The sequence below is a fragment of the Micromonospora sp. NPDC007230 genome, assembly GCF_042869115.1.
Taxonomy (GTDB): Bacteria; Actinomycetota; Actinomycetes; order Mycobacteriales; family Micromonosporaceae; genus Micromonospora.
In genome coordinates this window covers 491461-508957 of record NZ_JBIAFE010000001.1, presented here as the reverse complement: position 1 = coordinate 508957, position 17497 = coordinate 491461, and the positions used below count along the sequence as shown (strand labels likewise).

Genomic DNA, 17497 nt, shown 5'->3' with positions numbered 1-17497 from the left:
AAGCCCACCCGGAAACGACGACACCGCCGGCGTGGCGCTGGCCACACCGGCGGTGTCGTCGATGAACGGGTCGATCAGCTGTGGCCGCCGCCCTCCACCAGGCCACCGGGGTGGCCGGCGCCACCCTCCTCCTCGCGGGGCTGCACGACCGGCGAGGGGCGCGCGGCCGGGGTCAGCGGGACGCCGACCGGGGCCGCGGTCTTGATGGTCTTGCCGTTGCCGAAGTCGAAGATCAGGTCGACCTGCTGGCCGGAGAGCAGCTTGTCGTTCAGGCCGACGAGCTGGAGGAAGCGGCCGCTGTTGGTGTTGAGCTGGGCGTAGCCGAGCGCCGGGATCTCGATCCGGGCCGGCTGGGTCGGCGCCGACTCGCTCGGCGAGGCCGACGGGCTGGCCGAGGCGCTGGCGGACTCGGCGGCGCTGGCGGAGGCTGACGGCTCGGTCGGGCTGGGCGACGCGGACGCCGGCTCGGTGGCCGACTCGCTCGGGCTCGCCTGGGCGCCGCTCGGCGTGGCACCGGCCAGCACCACGTCCCGGGCGCTGTCGGTGGTGACCGTCACGGTGACCGGGGACGCGCTGTCGTTGTAGATCACCATGTTGAGCGGGGCGTTGGCGCCCGCCTGGTAGCCCTCGACGCCGGGGAACTGCACGTACAGGCCGCGCACCGCGTAGACGTTGTCGGGGGTCTGGACGTTGACGCCCTGCACCGACGGGATCTTCTTGGCGGTCTCGGCCACCTGGCCGGCGCCACACCCGGACAGCAGCAGACTCGTCGCCGCCGCCGTACCGGCCAGCAACAGGGCCGCCCGCCGGGAACCCCTGATCGAGCGCGTCACGTCGGTCCTCCTCGTCACGATCCCCACCCGGCCGTACGCCGGGCACGGGGTGGTCATACCCGCGCAGACCGCGCTCCAGGGTAGTTGGGGCTGATCGAGGCCCGCACGCCGACCCGGTTATGCCACCTTCCGGGGATCCGTCAGACCACCCGTCCGTTCGCCACCAGCAGGACCACATCGATGAGCGCCACCAGCATCACCGCCCGGAAGGCGGCCACCTGCCGGCCACCGGCCCGGGCCGCGGCATGTCCGGCGTACCAGCCGAGGGCCGGCACCAGGACGGCGGCGGCGACCGCCGACAGGCCCGCCCACGACGGCGGCCCGGGCGGCCCGACGACCAGGATGACGGTGGCCGCGAGGAGCAGCGCGGCGGCGGCCACCCGGCTGCCCGCCGCGCCGAGCCGGTGCGGCAGCCCGCGCACCCCGGTCCGGGCGTCGTCGGCCAGGTCAGGCAGGACGTTGGCGAAGTGGGCCCCGGCGCCCAGGCAGGCGGCGGCGGTCACCAGCCAGACCGGGGGTGCGGGCGCGCCGGGCAGGGCCAGCACCACGAACGCGGGCAGCGTGCCGAAGGAGACCGCGTACGGCAACACGGACACCGGGGTCGACTTCAGCGGCCAGTTGTAGAGCAGCGCCGACACCAGCCCGAGCGTCACGCAGAGCGCCGCCGTGCCACCCGTGAGCAGCGCCGCCAGCGGGGTGGCGACGGCGGCCGCGACCGCGGCTCGGGCGAGGGGACGCCGCCCGATCAGGCCGCTGGCCACCGGCTTGTCGGTACGTCCCACCGCGGCGTCCCGGTCGGCGTCGATGAGGTCGTTGCTCCAGCCGACGGCGAGCTGGCTGGCCAGTACGGTGAGCACCACGACGGCGATCCCGACGGGTCGGTGCCCGACCCCCCAGGCCAGCAGCCCGGCCACCACGGTGACCGCGGCGGCCGGCTCCGGATGGCTCGCCCTGACCAGCCCTAACACCGACGACGACATAAGAGAAGTCTGGTCGTTACCGGGGAGTCGTGTCACGCTCTGTCCATGCGCGACGCGGCCCCCGTGTCCACCCCGCTCCGGGTGCTGCCACCCAACGACCCCCGCCAGTACGACGACCTGGCCGGCGAGTGGTGGCGGCCCGACGGCGCGTTCGCGATGCTGCACTGGCTGGCCCGGGCCCGGGCCGACCTGGTGCCCCCGGCGTCCAGGCCGGACGCCGTCCTGGTCGACCTCGGCTGCGGCGCCGGGCTGCTCGCCCCGCACCTGGCCGGCAAGGGCTACCGGCACCTCGGGGTGGACCTCACCCGTTCCGCCCTTGTCCAGGCCGCCGCGCACGGGGTGACCGCGCTCCGCGCCGACGCCACCGCCGTCCCGCTCGCGGCCGGCTGCGCCGACGTGGTCTCGGCCGGCGAACTGCTGGAACACGTGCCGGACTGGCGCCGCGCGGTGGCCGAGGCGTGTCGCCTGCTGCGTCCGGGCGGCCTGCTGGTGCTGGACACCCTCAACGACACCGTGCTGGCCCGGCTGATCGCGGTGGAGATCGGCGAACGGCTGCCCACCGTGCCGCGCGGCATCCACGATCCACGGTTGTTCGTGGACGCCCACGCCCTGGTCGCCGAGTGCGCCCGGCACGGCGTCGCGCTGCGGCTGCGCGGGATCCGGCCGGAGCTGGGCGGGACGCTGGCCTGGCTGCTGCGCCGGATGCGCAGTGGCGCCGCCGACCGTCCGGCGGGGCGGACGCCACGGATCGTGCCGACCTGGTCCCGCGCCGTGCTCTACCAGGGCCACGGGGTCCGGAACGGGTAGCCGGGGCCGGGCCGGGGTAGCGGGGACGTCGAGAAGGGGGCTCTACATGACTGTGCACGCGCTGGAGGCGGCCCGCCGGTTGGCACCGCGACTGGCTGCCCGCGCGGCGGGCCACGACCGGGACGGCTCCTTTCCGGTCGACGACTTCGCCGACCTGCGGGAGGCCGGGCTCTTCGGGCTGATGGTGCCCCGGGAGTTGGGCGGCGCGGGCGCCAGCTTCGCCGAGTACGCCGCCGTCGCCACCGAGCTGGCCCGGGGCAACGGCGCCACCGCGCTGGTGTTCAACATGCACGCCTCGGTCACCGGGGCGCTCGGCGCGGTCACCGAGGAACTGGCCGAGGCGCTCGGCGTACCGGACGAGGCGCTGGCCGCCCGGGACCGGCTGCTCCGCGCCGCGGCCGACGGCGCCTGGTACGCGGTGGCGATGAGCGAGCGCGGCGCCGGCGCCCGGCTGTCGCAGCTCAGCACGGTGTACGAGTCGGTCGACGGGGGCTGGCACATCAAGGGCAGCAAGACCTTCTGCTCGGGTGCCGGGCATCCGGACGGCTATCTGGTCGCCGCCCGCAGCGCCGCCGACCAGTCGGTGGTCTCCCAGTTCCTCGTGCCGGCCGGCGAGGGCATCACCGTCGAGGCCACCTGGGACTCGCTGGGCATGCGCGCCACCTCCTCGCACGACCTGCATCTGGACGTCACCGTGCCCGCCGACCGGCTGCTCGGCGGGGTGGAGGGACTGGCCCTGGTGGTCGCCCAGCTCATGCCGCACTGGTTGGTGGCCAGCTACGCCGCCGTCTACGTCGGGGTGGCCCGGGCGGCGATCGAGGCGGCGGCCGAGCACCTGAACGCCCGTAACCTCGCCGGCCTGCCCGCGGTCCGGGCCCGGCTGGGCCGGGCGGACGCGGCGGTCGCGGCGGCCGAGCTGGTGGTGGCCGAGGCGGCCCGCCGGGTCGACGAGGCGCCCGGCGACCCGGAGACCAACCGCTGGGTGTGGCGGGCCAAGCTGCTGGCCGGCACCACCGCCGCCGACGTGGCGGCGTCCATGCTGGAGGCCGCCGGCACCTCGGCCACCCGCCGGGGCCACCCGCTGGAGCGGCTCTACCGGGACGCCCGGTGCGGCTCGCTGCACCCGGCGACCTCCGACGTCTGCGCCGACTGGCTCGGCATCGCCGCGCTCGGCGGCGACCCGGACCGCGACGGCGCGACGCCCCGCTGGTGAGCGCGGCGGGCCAGCACCGGCGACGGGCGCCGGCCGTTGGTGAGCGCGGCGGGCGAACCCCGCAGTCGCGACCGGGAGATGGTCGTTGGTGACCGCGAGGAGTGAGCCGGGCTTGCGAACCCCGCAGTCGCGCACGGGAGATGGTCGTTGGTGAAGCGTGGGATCGGAAACGAGAGGTGGGCGACATGGCCGTGCCGGTGATCGCGGGTGTGGGTACGGCCTTGCCGCCGACCACGACGCAGGACGAGCTCTGGGACGGCTTCTTCGCGAAGCATTTCTCCGGGACCACGCACGCCCTGGCCGAGCGCATCTTCGCCAACTCCGGGGTGTCCCGGCGACAGGCGGCGGTGAACCCGCTGCTGGAGGACGTCTCCGAGTGGCCGACCGAGCGTCGGATGCGGCGCTACCAGGTCGAGGCGTTGCCGCTCGGCAAGGAGGCGGTGGGCCGTGCGCTCACCGCCGCCGGACTGGACGCCGGTGACGTCGGGCTGTTCGTGGTCTGTTCCTGCACCGGGTACGCCACCCCGGGGCTGGACATCCTGCTCGCCCGGGACCTGGGCATGGCCCCGGACACCCAGCGCATGTTCGTCGGCCACATGGGCTGCTACGCGGCCCTGCCCGGGCTCGGCGCGGCCAGCGACTTCGTCAGCGCCCGCGGCCGCCCGGCGCTGCTGCTCTGCGCCGAGCTGACCAGCCTGCACATCCAGCCCGCCGGCGTCCGGGTGGACACCCAGCAGATCGTCTCGCACGCGCTCTTCTCGGACGCCGCGGTCGCCGCCGTGCTCGTCCCCGGCGGCCGGGGGTACGCGCTGCGGGAGGTCACCTCGGTCACCGACACCTCGACCGCCGACCACATGACCTGGGACGTCACCGACACCGGTTTCCGGATGGGGCTGTCGCCGAAGGTCCCGCAGGTGCTCTCGCGCCACGTCCGGGGGCTGGTCGACGAGCTGCTGGCCCGGCACGGGCGGACGGTCTCCGAGGTGGACGGCTGGGCGGTGCACCCGGGCGGCCCGCGCATCCTCAACGTGGTGGACGCGGAACTGGCCCTGCCGCCGGACGCGCTCGCGGCGTCCCGGGCCACGTTGGACGAGCACGGCAACTGTTCGTCTCCGACCGTGTTGCTGATCCTGGATCGGCTGCGCCGGGCCCAGACGCCGCCGGAGCGGATCGTGATGCTCGCGTTCGGACCGGGCCTGACCCTGTACGCCGCCCTGCTCGACCGCACCGGGTGACCGGCCGGTGGCGCGGGACGGTGCCGGCCGGGCCGCGCGGCTACCCTGACCGCATGGGCGCCGACGACCGGGTACGGGGTGCGTTGCTGGCCGGGCTGACGGTGGCCGGGCTGGCCGCCGGTGGCTGGTGGTGGCGACAGGCCGCACCGGTGCTCGGCCCGACCGGCGCCTCACCCAGCCCGTCGGCGGATGCCTTCCTCGAGCCCGGGGTGCGGCTGGCCGACCCGGACACCAGGCGGGTGTTGGTCGACCCGGACACCGGACAGGTGTCCCTGGGGCCGGAGGCCGACCCGGACGAGGGCCTGGTCGTCCATCAGGAGCCGGGCGCCGCCGCTGAGGCGTTCAGCCCGCACGCCCTCTGGTCGGAGCGGTCCCACCTCGGCGCGGGTGACGCTCCGTTGGTCCGGCAGACCAATCCGTCGGCCGGCGAGCGCCACCTGCTCGCGGTGTCCTGCACCGGCCCGGGGACGTTGACGGTGGCCTACTCCGGCTCGGACCAGGACAGCACGCCACTGACCACGACCTGTGCGGAGACGCCGCTCGCCCGCCCGCTCACCGCCGGCGGTGGCGGCCCGCTGCTGGTGCGGTTCACCGTGGCCGACGGCGAGGTCGACCTGGATGCCCGGCTCCTGACCAGGTCCTGACCGGTCGGTCAGCCGGCGATACGGGCCAGGTCGTCGCGATACTGCTCGACCTGGCCCAGCTCGGGTACGACCCGCACCAGGGTGCCCTCCCGATCCACCAGCAGCGCGGGGGCCGTGCCGGGGCGGGCCGCGAGGTGTGAGTAGGCGCGCAGACCGCCGGCCGGGTCGGCGAGGGTGCGTACGCCGGGGGCGGTGGCGGGCTCGGCCTGGCGGCCCTCGGTGACGGTCACCACGGTGACGCCCGGGGGTGCGGCGGCCGCCGCCTGGGTGACCTGTTCGGCGCAGGCGCAGGCGTCCACCAGGACGATCATCGCCGGCAGCAGGCTGCGCAGCGGCACTGGGGACTCGTCGGCGCCGACCAGGTCCAGCGCGGGGAGCGGCCCGACCGCCACCCAGTTGCTCGGGTAGGGGACGACCGTGGGACTGCCGCCGGAGCGCGAGGAGCGGGGCCAGGTGACCGCGGCCAGCCCGGTGAGGGTGATCAACACGGACACCAGCAGGACCAGCAGTGGCAGCCCCAGCGGCGGGCGGCCGGCCGGTCGGGCGGTGCGGCCGGTCCGGCGGCGCAGCTCGCGACGGACCTGCCGGGCCTCCTCGGCGAGGGCCGAGGCGTCGTCGGGGACGACCACCCGACCCCACTCCGGGGGCAGGTCGGGCAGCCCGTCCGGCGGCCCTTGGCCTTCAGCGTCAGGCATGCCCATCGGACCCCCAGGAACCGTCTCGGTGAGCGGACGTCGCGTCCACCTCCCAGGGTCCCGCACCGGTCGGCGTACCGCCACACCTGGGCGCACTCGGGATTCCCGGGCTACCATGGGAGGAGCGCATCGCCCTAGACATCCACGCTCCGTCACCCGCATCGGGTTGTCATCCGTTGGTCACGGAGCGTGTGGAAACCGTCGGTTTGACCGCCTGTCAAGCTGAAGAAATACCTCTCACAGGGCCCCTGAGCTGCGCCAACGGTCAGGACAGCGGTGAGACATCGGTGCCTGAGCGTGTTACCCTAGACACAGCGAAAGGGGTTTCGAACCTATGGTTTTCAGTGTCGGCGAGACCGTTGTTTACCCCCACCACGGGGCCGCACTCATCGAGGCAATCGAGACTCGGGTCATCAAGGGCGAGCCCAAGCAGTACCTCGTCCTGAGGGTCGCGCAGGGTGACCTGACGGTCCGGGTGCCCGCTGAGAACGCCGAGATCGTGGGTGTGCGTGAGGTGGTCGGCGAAGAGGGCCTCGGCAAGGTCTTCGACGTGCTCCGCGCACCGCACACCGAGGAGCCGACCAACTGGTCGCGGCGTTACAAGGCGAATCTGGAGAAGCTGGCCTCCGGCAACCCGCTGAAGGTCGCCGAGGTCGTCCGCGACCTGTGGCGCCGGGAGCGGGAGCGGGGTCTGTCCGCGGGTGAGAAGCGCATGCTCGCCAAGGCCCGCGACATTCTCGTCGGCGAGGTCGCGCTGGCCGAGAAGAGCACCAAGGACGAGGCGGAGACGCTGCTCGACAAGGTGCTGACCGAGGCCTGAGGTCCACAGCATCGTCGGTACCCACCCCGTAGCAAAGAAATCCGAGGACCGCGACGTGACCGCGCAGCTCAATCCGCGCGGTGACGTCGCGGTCCTTGTTCCTGCGGCCGGTGCCGGCGTACGCCTCGGCCCCGGCGCCCCCAAGGCGCTCCGCCCGCTCGCCGGCGAGCCGCTGCTGGTGCACGCAGTACGCCGGATCGCGGCGGCGCCCTCCGTGCACACCGTCGTGGTGGCCGCCCCGGCCGCCGACGTCGATTCGGTCCAGGCGATGCTCGCGCCGGTGGCCCCGGTGATCGTGGTGCCCGGCGGCCCGGAGCGCCAGGCGTCGGTGGCCGCCGCGCTGGCCGCCGTCCCCGCCGGCCCGGAGATCGTCCTGGTGCACGACGCGGCCCGCGCGCTGACCCCGCCGGAGCTGATCGAGTCGGTGGCCGCAGCCGTCCGCTCCGGGCACGATGCGGTGATCCCGGTGCTGCCCGTCGTCGACACGATCAAGGAGGTCGGCGCGGGCGAGCTGGTCCTCGGCACGGTGGACCGGTCCGCCCTGCGGGCCGTGCAGACCCCGCAGGGCTTCCGCCGGGCGGTGCTGACCGCCGCCCACGCGACGGCCGGCGATCCGCTGACCGACGACGCCGGCCTGGTGGAGAAGCAGGGCGTGCCGGTGGTCTGCGTGCCCGGCTCGGAGTACGCCCTCAAGGTCACCCGGCCATTCGACCTGGCCCTCGCCGAGCACCTGCTCTCAGCCGGCCAGGCGGGTTAGCGCCAGCTTCGCGATGTCCACGGCGAGACCCTTCAGGTCACCGCCGCCTAGTTTGACGCTGGACACCCCGAGCATCACCTCCAGCGCGTCGCCGTCCCCGACAGCCACGTCTCCGGCTGGCTGGACTGATCCGGGCGTACCCTCGGGTCATGATCGTTCCTCGGGTGGCCATCGGCACCGACGTGCACGCCTTCGCGCCCGGGCGGCCGTGCTGGGTGGCCGGCCTGCACTGGCCGGACCAGGACGGCCTGGCCGGTCACTCGGACGCCGACGTGGCGGCGCACGCCGCCTGCAACGCGCTGCTCTCCGCCGCCGGCCTCGGCGACCTGGGCGCGAACTTCGGCGTCGACCAGCCGGAGTGGGCGGGTGCCTCCGGGGTGGCCCTGCTCACCGAGAGCGCCCGACGGGTCCAGGCCGCGGGGTTCCGGATCGGCAACGTGTCGGTCCAGGTGATCGGTAACCGGCCGAAGATCGGGCCGCGCCGGGAGGAGGCGCAGCGGGTGCTCTCCGCGGCGGTGGGTGCTCCGGTCACCGTCTCCGCCGCCACCACCGACGGCCTCGGCTTCACCGGCCGTGGCGAAGGGCTGACCGGCATCGCGGTCGCCCTGGTGTACGAGGCCCCGACGGAGTAGGTCGGCGGGGCGGGGCGCGGGCGGCTACGCTCGCCGGGATGCCGAGTGACGCCGCCCCCGACCAGTCCGCCGCCGACGGCTACCTCCAGCGCGCACAGCTCCTCGCCGAGCTGGGCCGGTACGACGAGGCCGCCGGGGAGCTCAGCTCGGCGCTCGCGACCGGCCCCGGCAACGCCGAGGCGTTGACCATGCTGGCCCAGGTGCACCTCGCCGCCGACCGGGCGGTCGAGGCGCTGGACGCCGCCGAGGCGGCCGTGGCCGCGGCGCCGGGGGCCGTACCGCCGCTGGTGGCGCGCGGGATGGCCCTGGTCGACCTGGCACGGTGGAAGGCCGCCGCGAGCACCGCGGACGAGATCCTGGCGCTCGGCCCGACCGACCCGTACGCCCAGCGCAGCGCCGCCGCCATCCTGGCCGGCTCGCGGAACGGGCAGCAGGCGCTCGACGCCGCCTGGCGGGGGGTGGAGCTGGCGCCCGAGGCACCGCAGGCGCACCTGGTGCTCGGCCTGGTCTCGGCCCGGCTGGAGCTGTACGACCTGGCCGAGCGGGCTTACCGGGAGGCGCTGCGGCTCGACCCGCAGCTCGCCGAGGCGCGGCACGACATGGGCGTGATCCGGCTGGAGCAGCGCCGCTACGCGGAGGCGCTGGAGCACCTGACGCAGGCGGCGGCGATGGACCCGGCGCGACTCGACGCCGGCCGGACGATCTCCGCGGGCCTGCGCCGGCTGGTGCTCTACGGCGCCGGTTGGTCGCTGGTCGCCACCGTGGTGGTGGCCTTCCTGGCCCCGGGCGCACCGGGTCTCTCCCGGGTCCTCGCCGTGCTGGCCGCGCTCGGCGGGGCGCTGGTGGTGTGGCGGTACGCGGCCCGGACGCCGGCCCTGCTGAACACCATCCTGCCCGGGCTGCTGCGGGCCGATCGCAGCCTCGCCCTGGCGGTCTACGCGGTCGCCGCCGCGCCCCTGCTGCTGGTCCTCTACGCGCTGGTCGGCGGCCCCTGGCCCCTGGTGGCCACCATCACGGTGACCTTGGTCGCCGAATTCGCCGTCCTCACCCGCCCGGTCAACTGACCCGCCGCGCCCAGGTCCAGGCGTACCCGTCGTCCTCGCAGGCCGACGCGGCGTCGCAGAGGTCCAGCGGGCGGAAGGTGTCCACCATGACCGCCAGCTCGTCGAAGAAGTCCACCCCGATGGAGCGCTCGGCCGCGCCCGGCTGCGGGCCGTGGGTGAAGCCGGACGGGTGCAGCGAGATCGAGCCCTGCTCGATGCCGGAACCGCGCCGGGCCTCGTAGTTGCCGCCGGTGTAGAAGAGCATCTCGTCGGAGTCGACGTTGTGGTGGTTGTACGGCACCGGGATGGCGTCCGGGTGGTAGTCCACCTTGCGCGGCACGAACGAGCAGATCACGAAGTTCGGGCCCTGGAAGGTCTGGTGCACGGGCGGCGGCTGGTGCACCCGGCCGGTGATCGGCTCGAAGTCGTGGATGGAGAACGCCCACGGGTAGAGGTGCCCGTCCCAGCCGACCACGTCGAACGGGTGGTGGGCGTAGCCGTACCTCGTCCAACCCCGACGGTGCCGGACCAGCACCTCGACGTCCTCGTCGTCCACCAGCAGCGGCGCGTCCGGCCCCCGGACGTCCCGCTCGCAGTAGGGCGAGTGTTCCAGGAACTGCCCGCGTACGGAGAGGTAGCGCTTGGGCGGGCCGATGTGCCCGGCCGCCTCGATGGCGAGCAGCCGGGCCGGCCCGTCGCCGGTGGGCACCAGCCGGTGGATGGTCGAGGTGGGGATGATGACGTAGTCGCCGGCCACCGCGTCCAGCACGCCGAACGGCGACTCCACCCGCAGCGAGCCCGCTTCCAGATAGAGGCAGTGGTCACCGGTGGCGTCCCGGAACAGCGGGGACGGCCGGTCGGCCAGCACGTACGCGATCCGCACGTCGTCGTTGGCGAGCAGGTACTGCCGGCCGAGCACCGGGTCGGCACCGGCCCCGTCGAGCTTGTGAGTACGCAGGTGGCGCGGCTTGAGCGGGAGGTTCGGCACCCGGGTGACGGCGGGCGGGGTGAACTCCTCGGCGGCGACGATCGCGGTCGGCGCGTGCCGGTGATAGAGCAGGGACGAGTCGGAGGAGAAGCCCTCCTGGCCGACCAGTTCCTCCGCGTAGAGGGTGCCGTCGGGCTGACGGAACTGGGTGTGGCGCTTGCGGGGCACCTCACCGACCCTGCGGTAGTACGGCATCTCGCCTCCCGATATGTCCCGTTCTCCGGCCAGAAGCGTCCGATAATCGGACGCGGTTGTCCGTTCCTCGTAGCGTCCCGTACATTCTTGTCTCGTGTCAACGCAGGTGCCCCGACTCTTCGCCGGCCTGGTGGACGACGCTGCGGTCTTCCCGCCCGGCAGCGCCGCGCTGCCGGAGGCGGTGGTCGCCCACCGGGGGCATCGCACCGCCTGGTATGCCGACCTCGTCGGCCCGCTCCTGCTGCCCGCCTCCGCCGTCGCCGCCGGTGAACTCAGCGGGCTGGTCGATCCGGCGGAGGGATTCGTCACCGGCCTGATCGGCGACACCGGCGTCGCGGGCGTGCCCTTCGCGCTGTCGTTCCTCGCGCCGGACGGGGTCACGGCCCGGCAGATCGAGGTGCCGGTCGCCAAGCGCGGTGAGGACCCGCAGCCCGGCCTGACCGAGCTGCTGAAACTCGCCGAGCGGCTCGACGGCACCCGGGTCTACGCGGAGATCCCGCTGACCTTCGGCCTGCTGGGTGCCCTGGACACGCTCGCCGAGGCGCGGGCCGGCGGGCTGCCGGTCGCGGCCAAGTTCCGCACCGGCGGGCTGGCCGCCGAGCTTTTCCCCACCCCGGTCGAGTTGGCCGCGGTGATCTGCGCCTGCCGGGACCGGCAGCTGCCGTTCAAGCTGACCGCCGGGCTGCACCACGCGATCCGCCACCGGGATCCGGAGACCGGCTTCACCCACCACGGCTTCGTCAACGTGCTCGCCGCGGCGCTCGCCGCCACCGTCGGCGGTGAGGTGGACGCGGTCGCCGAGCTGCTCGCCGCCACCGACCCGGTACGGGTGGTAGAGCTGATCCGGGCGCACCGGGACACCGAGCGCCCGCTCTGGGTCGGGTACGGCTCGTGCAGCATCGAGGAACCACTGACCGATCTGATCCGGCTGGGGCTGGTGAACGGGGGCTTTCAGGAATGACCTGGGTGACGGGTGCCGAGGGTTCGGCGTACGGGGTGACCAATCTGCCGTACGGGGTGTTCCGGCACGGCGACCGCGAGCCGCGGATCGGCGTACGCATCGGCGACTTCGTGCTGGACCTGGCCGGCGCGGAGGCCGCCGGCCTGGTGCTGGCGGCCGGGGCGCTGGGCCGGCCCACGCTGAACGAGTTCATGGCGCTCGGCCGTCCGCAGTGGACCGCCGTCCGGCAGCGGGTCACCGAGCAGCTCACCGACGCCGCGCACCGCCCGGCGGTGGAGCCGCTGCTGGTGCCACTGCGCGAGGCGGAGCTGCTGCTTCCGTTCGAGGTGGCCGACTACGTCGACTTCTACTCGTCCGAGCACCACGCGGCCAACATCGGGCAGATCTTCCGGCCGGGCCAGCCGCCGCTGCTGCCGAACTGGAAGCACGTGCCGATCGGCTACCACGGCCGGGCCGGCACGGTGGTGGTCTCCGGCACCCCGGTGGTCCGGCCCACCGGGCAGCGGGCCACCCCGCAGGGCCCGACCACCGGCGCCTCCGTACGCCTGGACATCGAGGCCGAGGTCGGCTTCGTGGTCGGCCTGCCGAGCCGGCTCGGCGACCGGGTGTCCGTCGCGGACTTCGCCGACCACGTCTTCGGCGTGGTGCTGGTCAACGACTGGTCCGCCCGCGACATCCAGGCCTGGGAGTACCAGCCGCTCGGCCCGTTCCTGGGCAAGTCCTTCGCCACCTCGGTCTCGGCGTGGGTGACCCCGCTGGACGCGCTGGCCGACGCCTTCGTCCCCGCCCCCGACCAGGACCCGCCGGTGCAGGGCTATCTGCAGGACGTCCCGCACCTCGGGCTGGACCTGACGCTGTCGGTGGAGTGGAACGGCGAGCGGGTCAGCGAGCCGCCCTTCGCCACCATGTACTGGACCCCGGCCCAGCAGCTCGCCCACCTCACGGTCAACGGGGCGTCGCTGCGTACCGGGGATCTCTACGCCTCCGGCACGGTTTCCGGCCCGGAGCGCGGCCAGGTCGGTTCGTTCCTGGAGCTGACCTGGGGCGGGACCGAGCCGGTCAAGTTCGCCGACGGCACCACCCGCACCTTCCTGGAGGACGGCGACACCGTCACCGTCACCGCCACCGCCCCGGGCCGGGACGGCACCACCATCGCCCTCGGCGAGGTCACCGGCACCATCATTCCGCCCCGCTGAGCAGGGTCTTCACCCTCCGGCCCCGGTCGCACCGGCTGTGCGACCGGGGCCGTTGCGTCCCGCGTTGATCGTCCGGGATCCGGTACGCCCCGGCGGTGCGGGCCGGGGCGCACCCGAGCGGAACAGGAGGGAACGAGGATGACCGAGCTGACCGGCGCCGTCTGGCGCACCAGCAGCCGCTCCAACGACCAGGGTCTCTGTGTCGAGGTGGCGACGAACGTGGTCGCCGCGTACGGCGTGGTGGGGGTGCGCGACTCGAAGGATCGGAGCGGGCCGAGGCTGGCGGTCCGCCCGCCGGGCTGGACGGCGTTCGTCACCGCGATCCGGGCCGACGCGTTCCGTCGCTGACCCCCGCCCGCCGCACGCCCGGTGTCCTGCCCCCGGGCACCGGTGGTGGAAATGTCACCCCAGGCTCCCCGTTTCCCGTTCACGCGCCGTACCGTGGACGACACGGGAGGTGCCATGTCGACGGTCACGGTTTCCGCATTCATCGAAGCGCAGGATGTCGAGGTCTGGCGGCTCCTCACCGATCTGCCCGCGCGCTCCCGGTGGCTCTCCGCCGTCGGCGCGGTCGACGTCCTCACCCCCGGGGACTTCCGGCCCGGCACCGCCTGGCGGGAGACCCGGGTCCGGCCGGACGGCGCCGAGGCGCCGGAGGAGTTCGTGGTGGTCGAGGCGGTCGCCCCGGGACGGCTGGTGCTCAGCTCGCGGGGTGCCGGCGCGGACTACCGGATCACCTGGACGCTGCGGAGGGTCGAGCGCCGGCGGCGCGGCTGCACCGAGGTCACCGTCGAGCAGGAGGCCGTGCCGACCGCACGATACGGCCGGATGCTGGCCCTGATCCTCGGCGGCCTGGCCGCCCGGGCCGTGGAGGGGGCGCTCCGGCGGGACCTCGCCGACCTGGCGCAGGCCGTCGGGCCCACCCGCTCGGCAGAGGCCGCCTGACCCGCCCCACCTCGCTGGGACCTGGCGCCGCCGGTGGGTAGGGTGCCGGGCGGAGGTGCGGCATGAGGTGGCCCGAGGGGCGGCGGTGGATCACGATGGCGCTCGCGGCGGTGCTGGCCGTCGGCGCGGCGGCCGCCGTGGCCTACCGGGTGCTCGCGCCCGCCGAGGTCGACACGGTCGCCCGGGGCGCGTACCCGCCGGCACCGAGCCCGCAGACCGGGGTGATCGGCCGCCTGCCGGTGGCGCCGCTGGTCGTGGACGGCCGGCTCCGCGTCTACGCCGGCAACCGCCAGGTGTACGCCGACCAGCCGGTCGACGGGCAGCACCGGGTGACCCCCTTCTGGTCGTACCGCCGCTGGCCGGCGCAGCTCGTCGGGGTGCTCGCCGACGACACCACCGTGGTCAGCCGCTGGTCGGACGGGCTCCTCGTGGCGCTCGACGCGCGTACCGGACGGGTCGCCTGGCGGGCCGACGGGCCGGTGCCGGGAGCGGTGCCGAAGCCCCGCCGGACCTACGCCTCGACTGTCTGGGACCCGGCCGGCCTGTACGCCACCCGTACCGCCGACGGCCGGCGGGTGCTGGTCGCGGCCGGCCCGGGCCGGGTCGGCGGGTACGACCTGGCCGACGGCCGGCGGCTCTGGCGGGCCGACGTCGGCGGCGACTGCCGTACCGAGGTGGGGACCACGGTGGCCGGCGAGCTGCTCGCGGTGGACGCCTGCGACGGCCCGGCGCGGGTCGAGTTCCGGGACGCCGCCACCGGCGCGGTACGTACCCGCTGGCAGCCGCCCGGCGGCCCGGAGGACCTGGTGGTGGCCCCCGTGGGCTGCCGGGACGGGCACTCGAACTGCCGGGGGCTGCGGGTCTCCGGCCCCGGCGACGGCACCGGTCGGGGCTGGCTGGTCGGCCCGGGCGACCCGGTCGCCGCGCCCGCCCTCGACGGCACGGACACCGAACTCGACGGCGAGTGGGCTGTCGGCACGTCGGCGGGGCTGATCACGGGCCGCTCCGCGCGCACCGGCAAGGAGCTGTGGCGCCGGGCGGACCTGGGGCCGATACGGATCATCGCGGTCGAGCCGGGCCGGGTGCACCTGCTGACCGAGCGGAACGAGCTGGTCACCCTCGATCCGGCGACCGGTGCGGAACGGTCCCGCTTCGTCCTGGACCTCGGCCACGACGGGGTCGGCTGGATGCCCGGCCGGGCGTACGCGGCGGACGGCTACGTCGCCGTGGAGCGGGTCCGGCAGCGGGCGACCCCGGACGACGACGACCAGGCGTACTACCTGATGCCGGAGGCGGTGCTGCTGGCGGCGACGGGAACGTCCCCCTGACCGCCGGCTCCGCCGACCGCTGCGGGGCGGCCGAGCCGGCGGTGTGGTCGGCGGGGCCCCGCACCGCCGGGGGCCGTCCTTCAGTCAGGCCAGCGCCGCCTCGGCGGCGGCCAGGAAGGCGTCGTTCTCGGCCGGGGTGCCGATGGTGACCCGGACCCCGTCGCCCGGGAACGGCCGGACGATCACGCCCCGCGCCTCGCACGCCCGGCCGAACTCGACGGCCCGCTCGCCGAGCGGCAGCCAGACGAAGTTGGCCTGGCTGGCCGGCACGTCCGGGACGAGCTTGCGCACCGCCTCGGTGACCCGGTCCCGCTCCGCGACGACCAGCGCGCAGCGGCGCTCGACCTCGTCGGCCTGGGCCAGCGCGGCGAGCGCGCCGGCCTGGGCGGCCAGGCTGGTGGAGAACGGCGTGACGACCTTGCGGACGGCGGCGGCCACGCTCGGCTCGGCGACCAGCCAGCCGATCCGCAGGCCGGCCAGCCCCCACGCCTTGGAGAGGGTGCGCAGCACGGCCACGTTCGGGCGGTCCAGGTAGCTCAGGCCGTCCGGCACCTCCGGGTCCGTCACGAACTCCCGGTACGCCTCGTCGATCACCACGAGCACGTCGTCCGGCACCGTGTCGAGGAACCGGTCCAGCTCCGCCTTGCGGACCGCCGTGCCGGTCGGGTTGTTCGGGTTGCAGACCAGGATCATCCGGGTCCGGTCGGTCACCGCCGCCGCCATCGAGGCCAGGTCGTGGCCGTGGCCGGCGTCGTTCGGCACCCGCACGCTGGTCGCGCCGCTGGTCGCCGCGATGATCGGGTACGCCTCGAACGACCGCCACGAGTAGAGCAGCTCGTCACCGGGGAGGCAGGTGGCCCGGACCAGGTGCTCGGCCAGCGCCACCGAGCCGCAGCCGGTGGCGATCCGGTCGGGATCCACGCCGCACCGCTCGGCGAGAGCCTGGCGCAGCGCCACCACGCCCATGTCCGGGTAGCGGTGCGAGCCGGCCATCGCCTCGGCGACCGCCTCCACCACGCCCGGCAGCGGGCCGTAGGGAACCTCGTTGCTGGCCAGCTTGATCGCCTCGGGCAGGCCCAGCTCGCGGGCCAGGTCGGCCGGGCTGCGCCCGGGCACGTAGTTGGGCAGCGCGTCCAGGTCGGCGCGGGTCAGCCGCAGCGGAGGCTGGTGACGTCCGGTGTCGGTCATGGGGTGTCTCCCGGGGGATTGGCGCTGTCGCGCGAGGTGGTACGGGTTTCGGGCCTGATGCGGGGGAGTTGGACCACCACGGTCTGCGCCCGCTTGTCGTGCAGCGCCTGGCGCAGCGGCTGGTCGAAGAGCGGGGAGACCGCGTCGACGAACTGCAGCAGCAGGCCGAAGCCGCAGCAGTACCAGAGCAGCGTCGGCAGGCCGAGGGTGCTCCACCGCCGGGTGGCCCGGCCGAAGCCGAGCGGCTGGTCGGCCTCGATCGGCAGCGCCCGGACGCCCATCACCCGCTTGCCGAAGGTCTGTCCCCGGGCGGCCATCGAGGGCACCTCGTACGCGTACCAGAGCGCGGTGGCGATCAGCAGGATGGCGACCAGCAGCCCGGTGGCCTGCTCACTGGGGGGTGGCAGCGGCTCGGTGTTCCTGAGGTCACCCGTGTTGACCCGGTGCCAGTACTCCTGCCACGGAGCGGCCCACGCCCCGAGGAGGTGCCAGACGAACCAGCCGTTCACCACGACGTTGAGCAGGAACACCACGCCGAGGTCGATCAGCCGGGCGACCAGCCGCGCGCCGTACGACGCGAGCGGCAGCCCGTGCGGCTGCGGCGCGGGCGGGCGTACCGGCCAGGTCGGGTACGGCCAGCCCGGCGGCGGTCCCGCCGGCTGGCCCGGTCCGCTCGCCTGCCCCGGCCACTGGGCCGGCCCGCCGACCGGCTGCCCGGGGTAGGGCCCGCCGACCGGCTGCGCGGGGTACGGCCCGCTGACCGGCTGCCCAGGGTATGGCCCGGCGGTCGGCTGCCCGGGGTACGGCCCGCCGACCGGCTGCCCTGGATACGGCGCGGCGGGGGGCTGGGCCGGGGCGGTGGGGGCCGGCGCGGCGGCGGGGGACGGTTCGGGTGGCGGCGGGCCCTCGGGCGGGGTGGCGTCGACAGGGATCGGCGCGCCGATCCAGCCCTCGCCGTCCCAGTACCGTCGGGTCTCGGGGTCGGCGGGGTCCACGTGCCAGCCGGGTTCCACGCTCACGGTCGTGCCTCGTTGCGC

Annotated in this window: 20 protein-coding genes; 13 read left to right on the top strand and 7 right to left on the bottom strand. The window is 74.8% G+C overall.

What is annotated here, in order from left to right:
* Positions 1–74 precede the first annotated feature (74 nt).
* A complete protein-coding gene (locus ACFYML_RS02515; RefSeq protein ID WP_387418902.1) occupies positions 75–833 on the bottom strand; it encodes a hypothetical protein in 759 nt (252 codons plus the stop codon).
* Between the two features lie 140 nt (positions 834–973).
* Positions 974–1813 (bottom strand): UbiA family prenyltransferase, encoded by an 840-nt coding sequence (locus ACFYML_RS02510; protein WP_387418901.1) that lies wholly within the window; start codon positions 1811–1813, stop codon positions 974–976.
* A 45-nt stretch (positions 1814–1858) separates the two neighbouring features.
* Between ACFYML_RS02510 and ACFYML_RS02505 the strand changes: the two genes are divergently transcribed.
* From ACFYML_RS02505 to ACFYML_RS02490, 4 genes are all read left to right on the top strand, one after another.
* Positions 1859–2620, top strand: a complete 762-nt coding sequence (locus ACFYML_RS02505) for a methyltransferase domain-containing protein (protein WP_387418900.1) — start codon at positions 1859–1861, stop codon at positions 2618–2620.
* Between the two features lie 46 nt (positions 2621–2666).
* On the top strand, positions 2667–3833 hold the full coding sequence (locus ACFYML_RS02500; protein WP_387418899.1) for an acyl-CoA dehydrogenase family protein: 1167 nt from the start codon (positions 2667–2669) through the stop codon (positions 3831–3833).
* 185 nt (positions 3834–4018) lie between these two features.
* On the top strand, positions 4019–5068 hold the full coding sequence (locus tag ACFYML_RS02495; RefSeq protein ID WP_387418898.1) for a type III polyketide synthase: 1050 nt from the start codon (positions 4019–4021) through the stop codon (positions 5066–5068).
* 53 nt (positions 5069–5121) lie between these two features.
* Positions 5122–5712, top strand: coding sequence for a hypothetical protein (locus tag ACFYML_RS02490; RefSeq protein ID WP_387418897.1), 591 nt, complete (start codon positions 5122–5124; stop codon positions 5710–5712).
* Positions 5713–5720: 8 nt separating this feature from the next.
* On the opposite strand, the gene ACFYML_RS02485 is transcribed toward ACFYML_RS02490, so the two are convergent.
* Entirely contained in the window at positions 5721–6413 is a 693-nt protein-coding gene (locus ACFYML_RS02485) for a hypothetical protein (RefSeq protein ID WP_387418896.1), read from the bottom strand.
* A gap of 328 nt (positions 6414–6741) precedes the next feature.
* Here ACFYML_RS02485 and ACFYML_RS02480 point away from each other — a divergent pair, with 328 nt between their 5' ends.
* Together ACFYML_RS02480 and ispD are read left to right on the top strand one after the other, a co-directional pair.
* Complete coding sequence (locus tag ACFYML_RS02480) at positions 6742–7227, top strand: CarD family transcriptional regulator (RefSeq protein ID WP_007073334.1); 486 nt, start codon at positions 6742–6744, stop codon at positions 7225–7227.
* A 55-nt stretch (positions 7228–7282) separates the two neighbouring features.
* A complete protein-coding gene (ispD, locus tag ACFYML_RS02475) occupies positions 7283–7984 on the top strand; it encodes a 2-C-methyl-D-erythritol 4-phosphate cytidylyltransferase (protein ID WP_387418895.1) in 702 nt (233 codons plus the stop codon).
* On the opposite strand, the gene ACFYML_RS02470 is transcribed toward ispD, so the two are convergent.
* Entirely contained in the window at positions 7964–8092 is a 129-nt protein-coding gene (locus tag ACFYML_RS02470; RefSeq protein WP_387418894.1) for a hypothetical protein, read from the bottom strand. The genes ispD and ACFYML_RS02470 overlap by 21 nt on opposite strands.
* Before the next feature lie 41 nt (positions 8093–8133).
* On the opposite strand from ACFYML_RS02470, the gene ispF reads away from it, so the two are divergent.
* Both ispF and ACFYML_RS02460 read left to right on the top strand, forming a co-directional pair.
* The gene (gene ispF, locus ACFYML_RS02465; protein WP_387418893.1) at positions 8134–8616 is read left to right on the top strand and encodes a 2-C-methyl-D-erythritol 2,4-cyclodiphosphate synthase; all 483 of its coding nucleotides are present in this window, start codon (positions 8134–8136) and stop codon (positions 8614–8616) included.
* A 38-nt stretch (positions 8617–8654) separates the two neighbouring features.
* Positions 8655–9680: a tetratricopeptide repeat protein gene (locus ACFYML_RS02460; RefSeq protein ID WP_387418892.1), complete on the top strand. Its 1026-nt coding sequence runs from the start codon at positions 8655–8657 to the stop codon at positions 9678–9680.
* Here ACFYML_RS02460 and ACFYML_RS02455 read toward each other — a convergent pair.
* A complete protein-coding gene (locus tag ACFYML_RS02455) occupies positions 9673–10842 on the bottom strand; it encodes a homogentisate 1,2-dioxygenase (protein ID WP_387418891.1) in 1170 nt (389 codons plus the stop codon). The genes ACFYML_RS02460 and ACFYML_RS02455 overlap by 8 nt on opposite strands.
* Before the next feature lie 94 nt (positions 10843–10936).
* Between ACFYML_RS02455 and ACFYML_RS02450 the strand changes: the two genes are divergently transcribed.
* The 5 genes from ACFYML_RS02450 (at position 10937) to ACFYML_RS02430 (ending at position 15272) form a co-directional block, all read left to right on the top strand.
* Positions 10937–11803, top strand: coding sequence for a hypothetical protein (locus ACFYML_RS02450; RefSeq protein WP_387418890.1), 867 nt, complete (start codon positions 10937–10939; stop codon positions 11801–11803).
* The gene (gene fahA, locus ACFYML_RS02445) at positions 11800–12999 is read left to right on the top strand and encodes a fumarylacetoacetase (protein ID WP_387418889.1); all 1200 of its coding nucleotides are present in this window, start codon (positions 11800–11802) and stop codon (positions 12997–12999) included. The genes ACFYML_RS02450 and fahA overlap by 4 nt, the downstream gene beginning before the upstream one ends.
* A gap of 138 nt (positions 13000–13137) precedes the next feature.
* Positions 13138–13347 (top strand): DUF397 domain-containing protein, encoded by a 210-nt coding sequence (locus tag ACFYML_RS02440; protein WP_387418888.1) that lies wholly within the window; start codon positions 13138–13140, stop codon positions 13345–13347.
* 114 nt (positions 13348–13461) lie between these two features.
* Positions 13462–13944 carry an SRPBCC domain-containing protein gene (locus ACFYML_RS02435; RefSeq protein ID WP_387418887.1) on the top strand — a complete coding sequence of 161 codons (483 nt, stop codon included), beginning with the start codon at positions 13462–13464 and terminating at the stop codon, positions 13942–13944.
* A gap of 62 nt (positions 13945–14006) precedes the next feature.
* Complete coding sequence (locus tag ACFYML_RS02430) at positions 14007–15272, top strand: PQQ-binding-like beta-propeller repeat protein (protein WP_387418886.1); 1266 nt, start codon at positions 14007–14009, stop codon at positions 15270–15272.
* A gap of 84 nt (positions 15273–15356) precedes the next feature.
* On the opposite strand, the gene hisC is transcribed toward ACFYML_RS02430, so the two are convergent.
* Together hisC and ACFYML_RS02420 are read right to left on the bottom strand one after the other, a co-directional pair.
* Positions 15357–16460, bottom strand: a complete 1104-nt coding sequence (gene hisC / locus ACFYML_RS02425) for a histidinol-phosphate transaminase (protein WP_387418885.1) — start codon at positions 16458–16460, stop codon at positions 15357–15359.
* On the bottom strand, positions 16457–17479 hold the full coding sequence (locus tag ACFYML_RS02420) for an RDD family protein (protein WP_387418884.1): 1023 nt from the start codon (positions 17477–17479) through the stop codon (positions 16457–16459). Before ACFYML_RS02420 ends, hisC begins: the two co-directional genes overlap by 4 nt.
* Positions 17480–17497 lie beyond the last annotated feature (18 nt).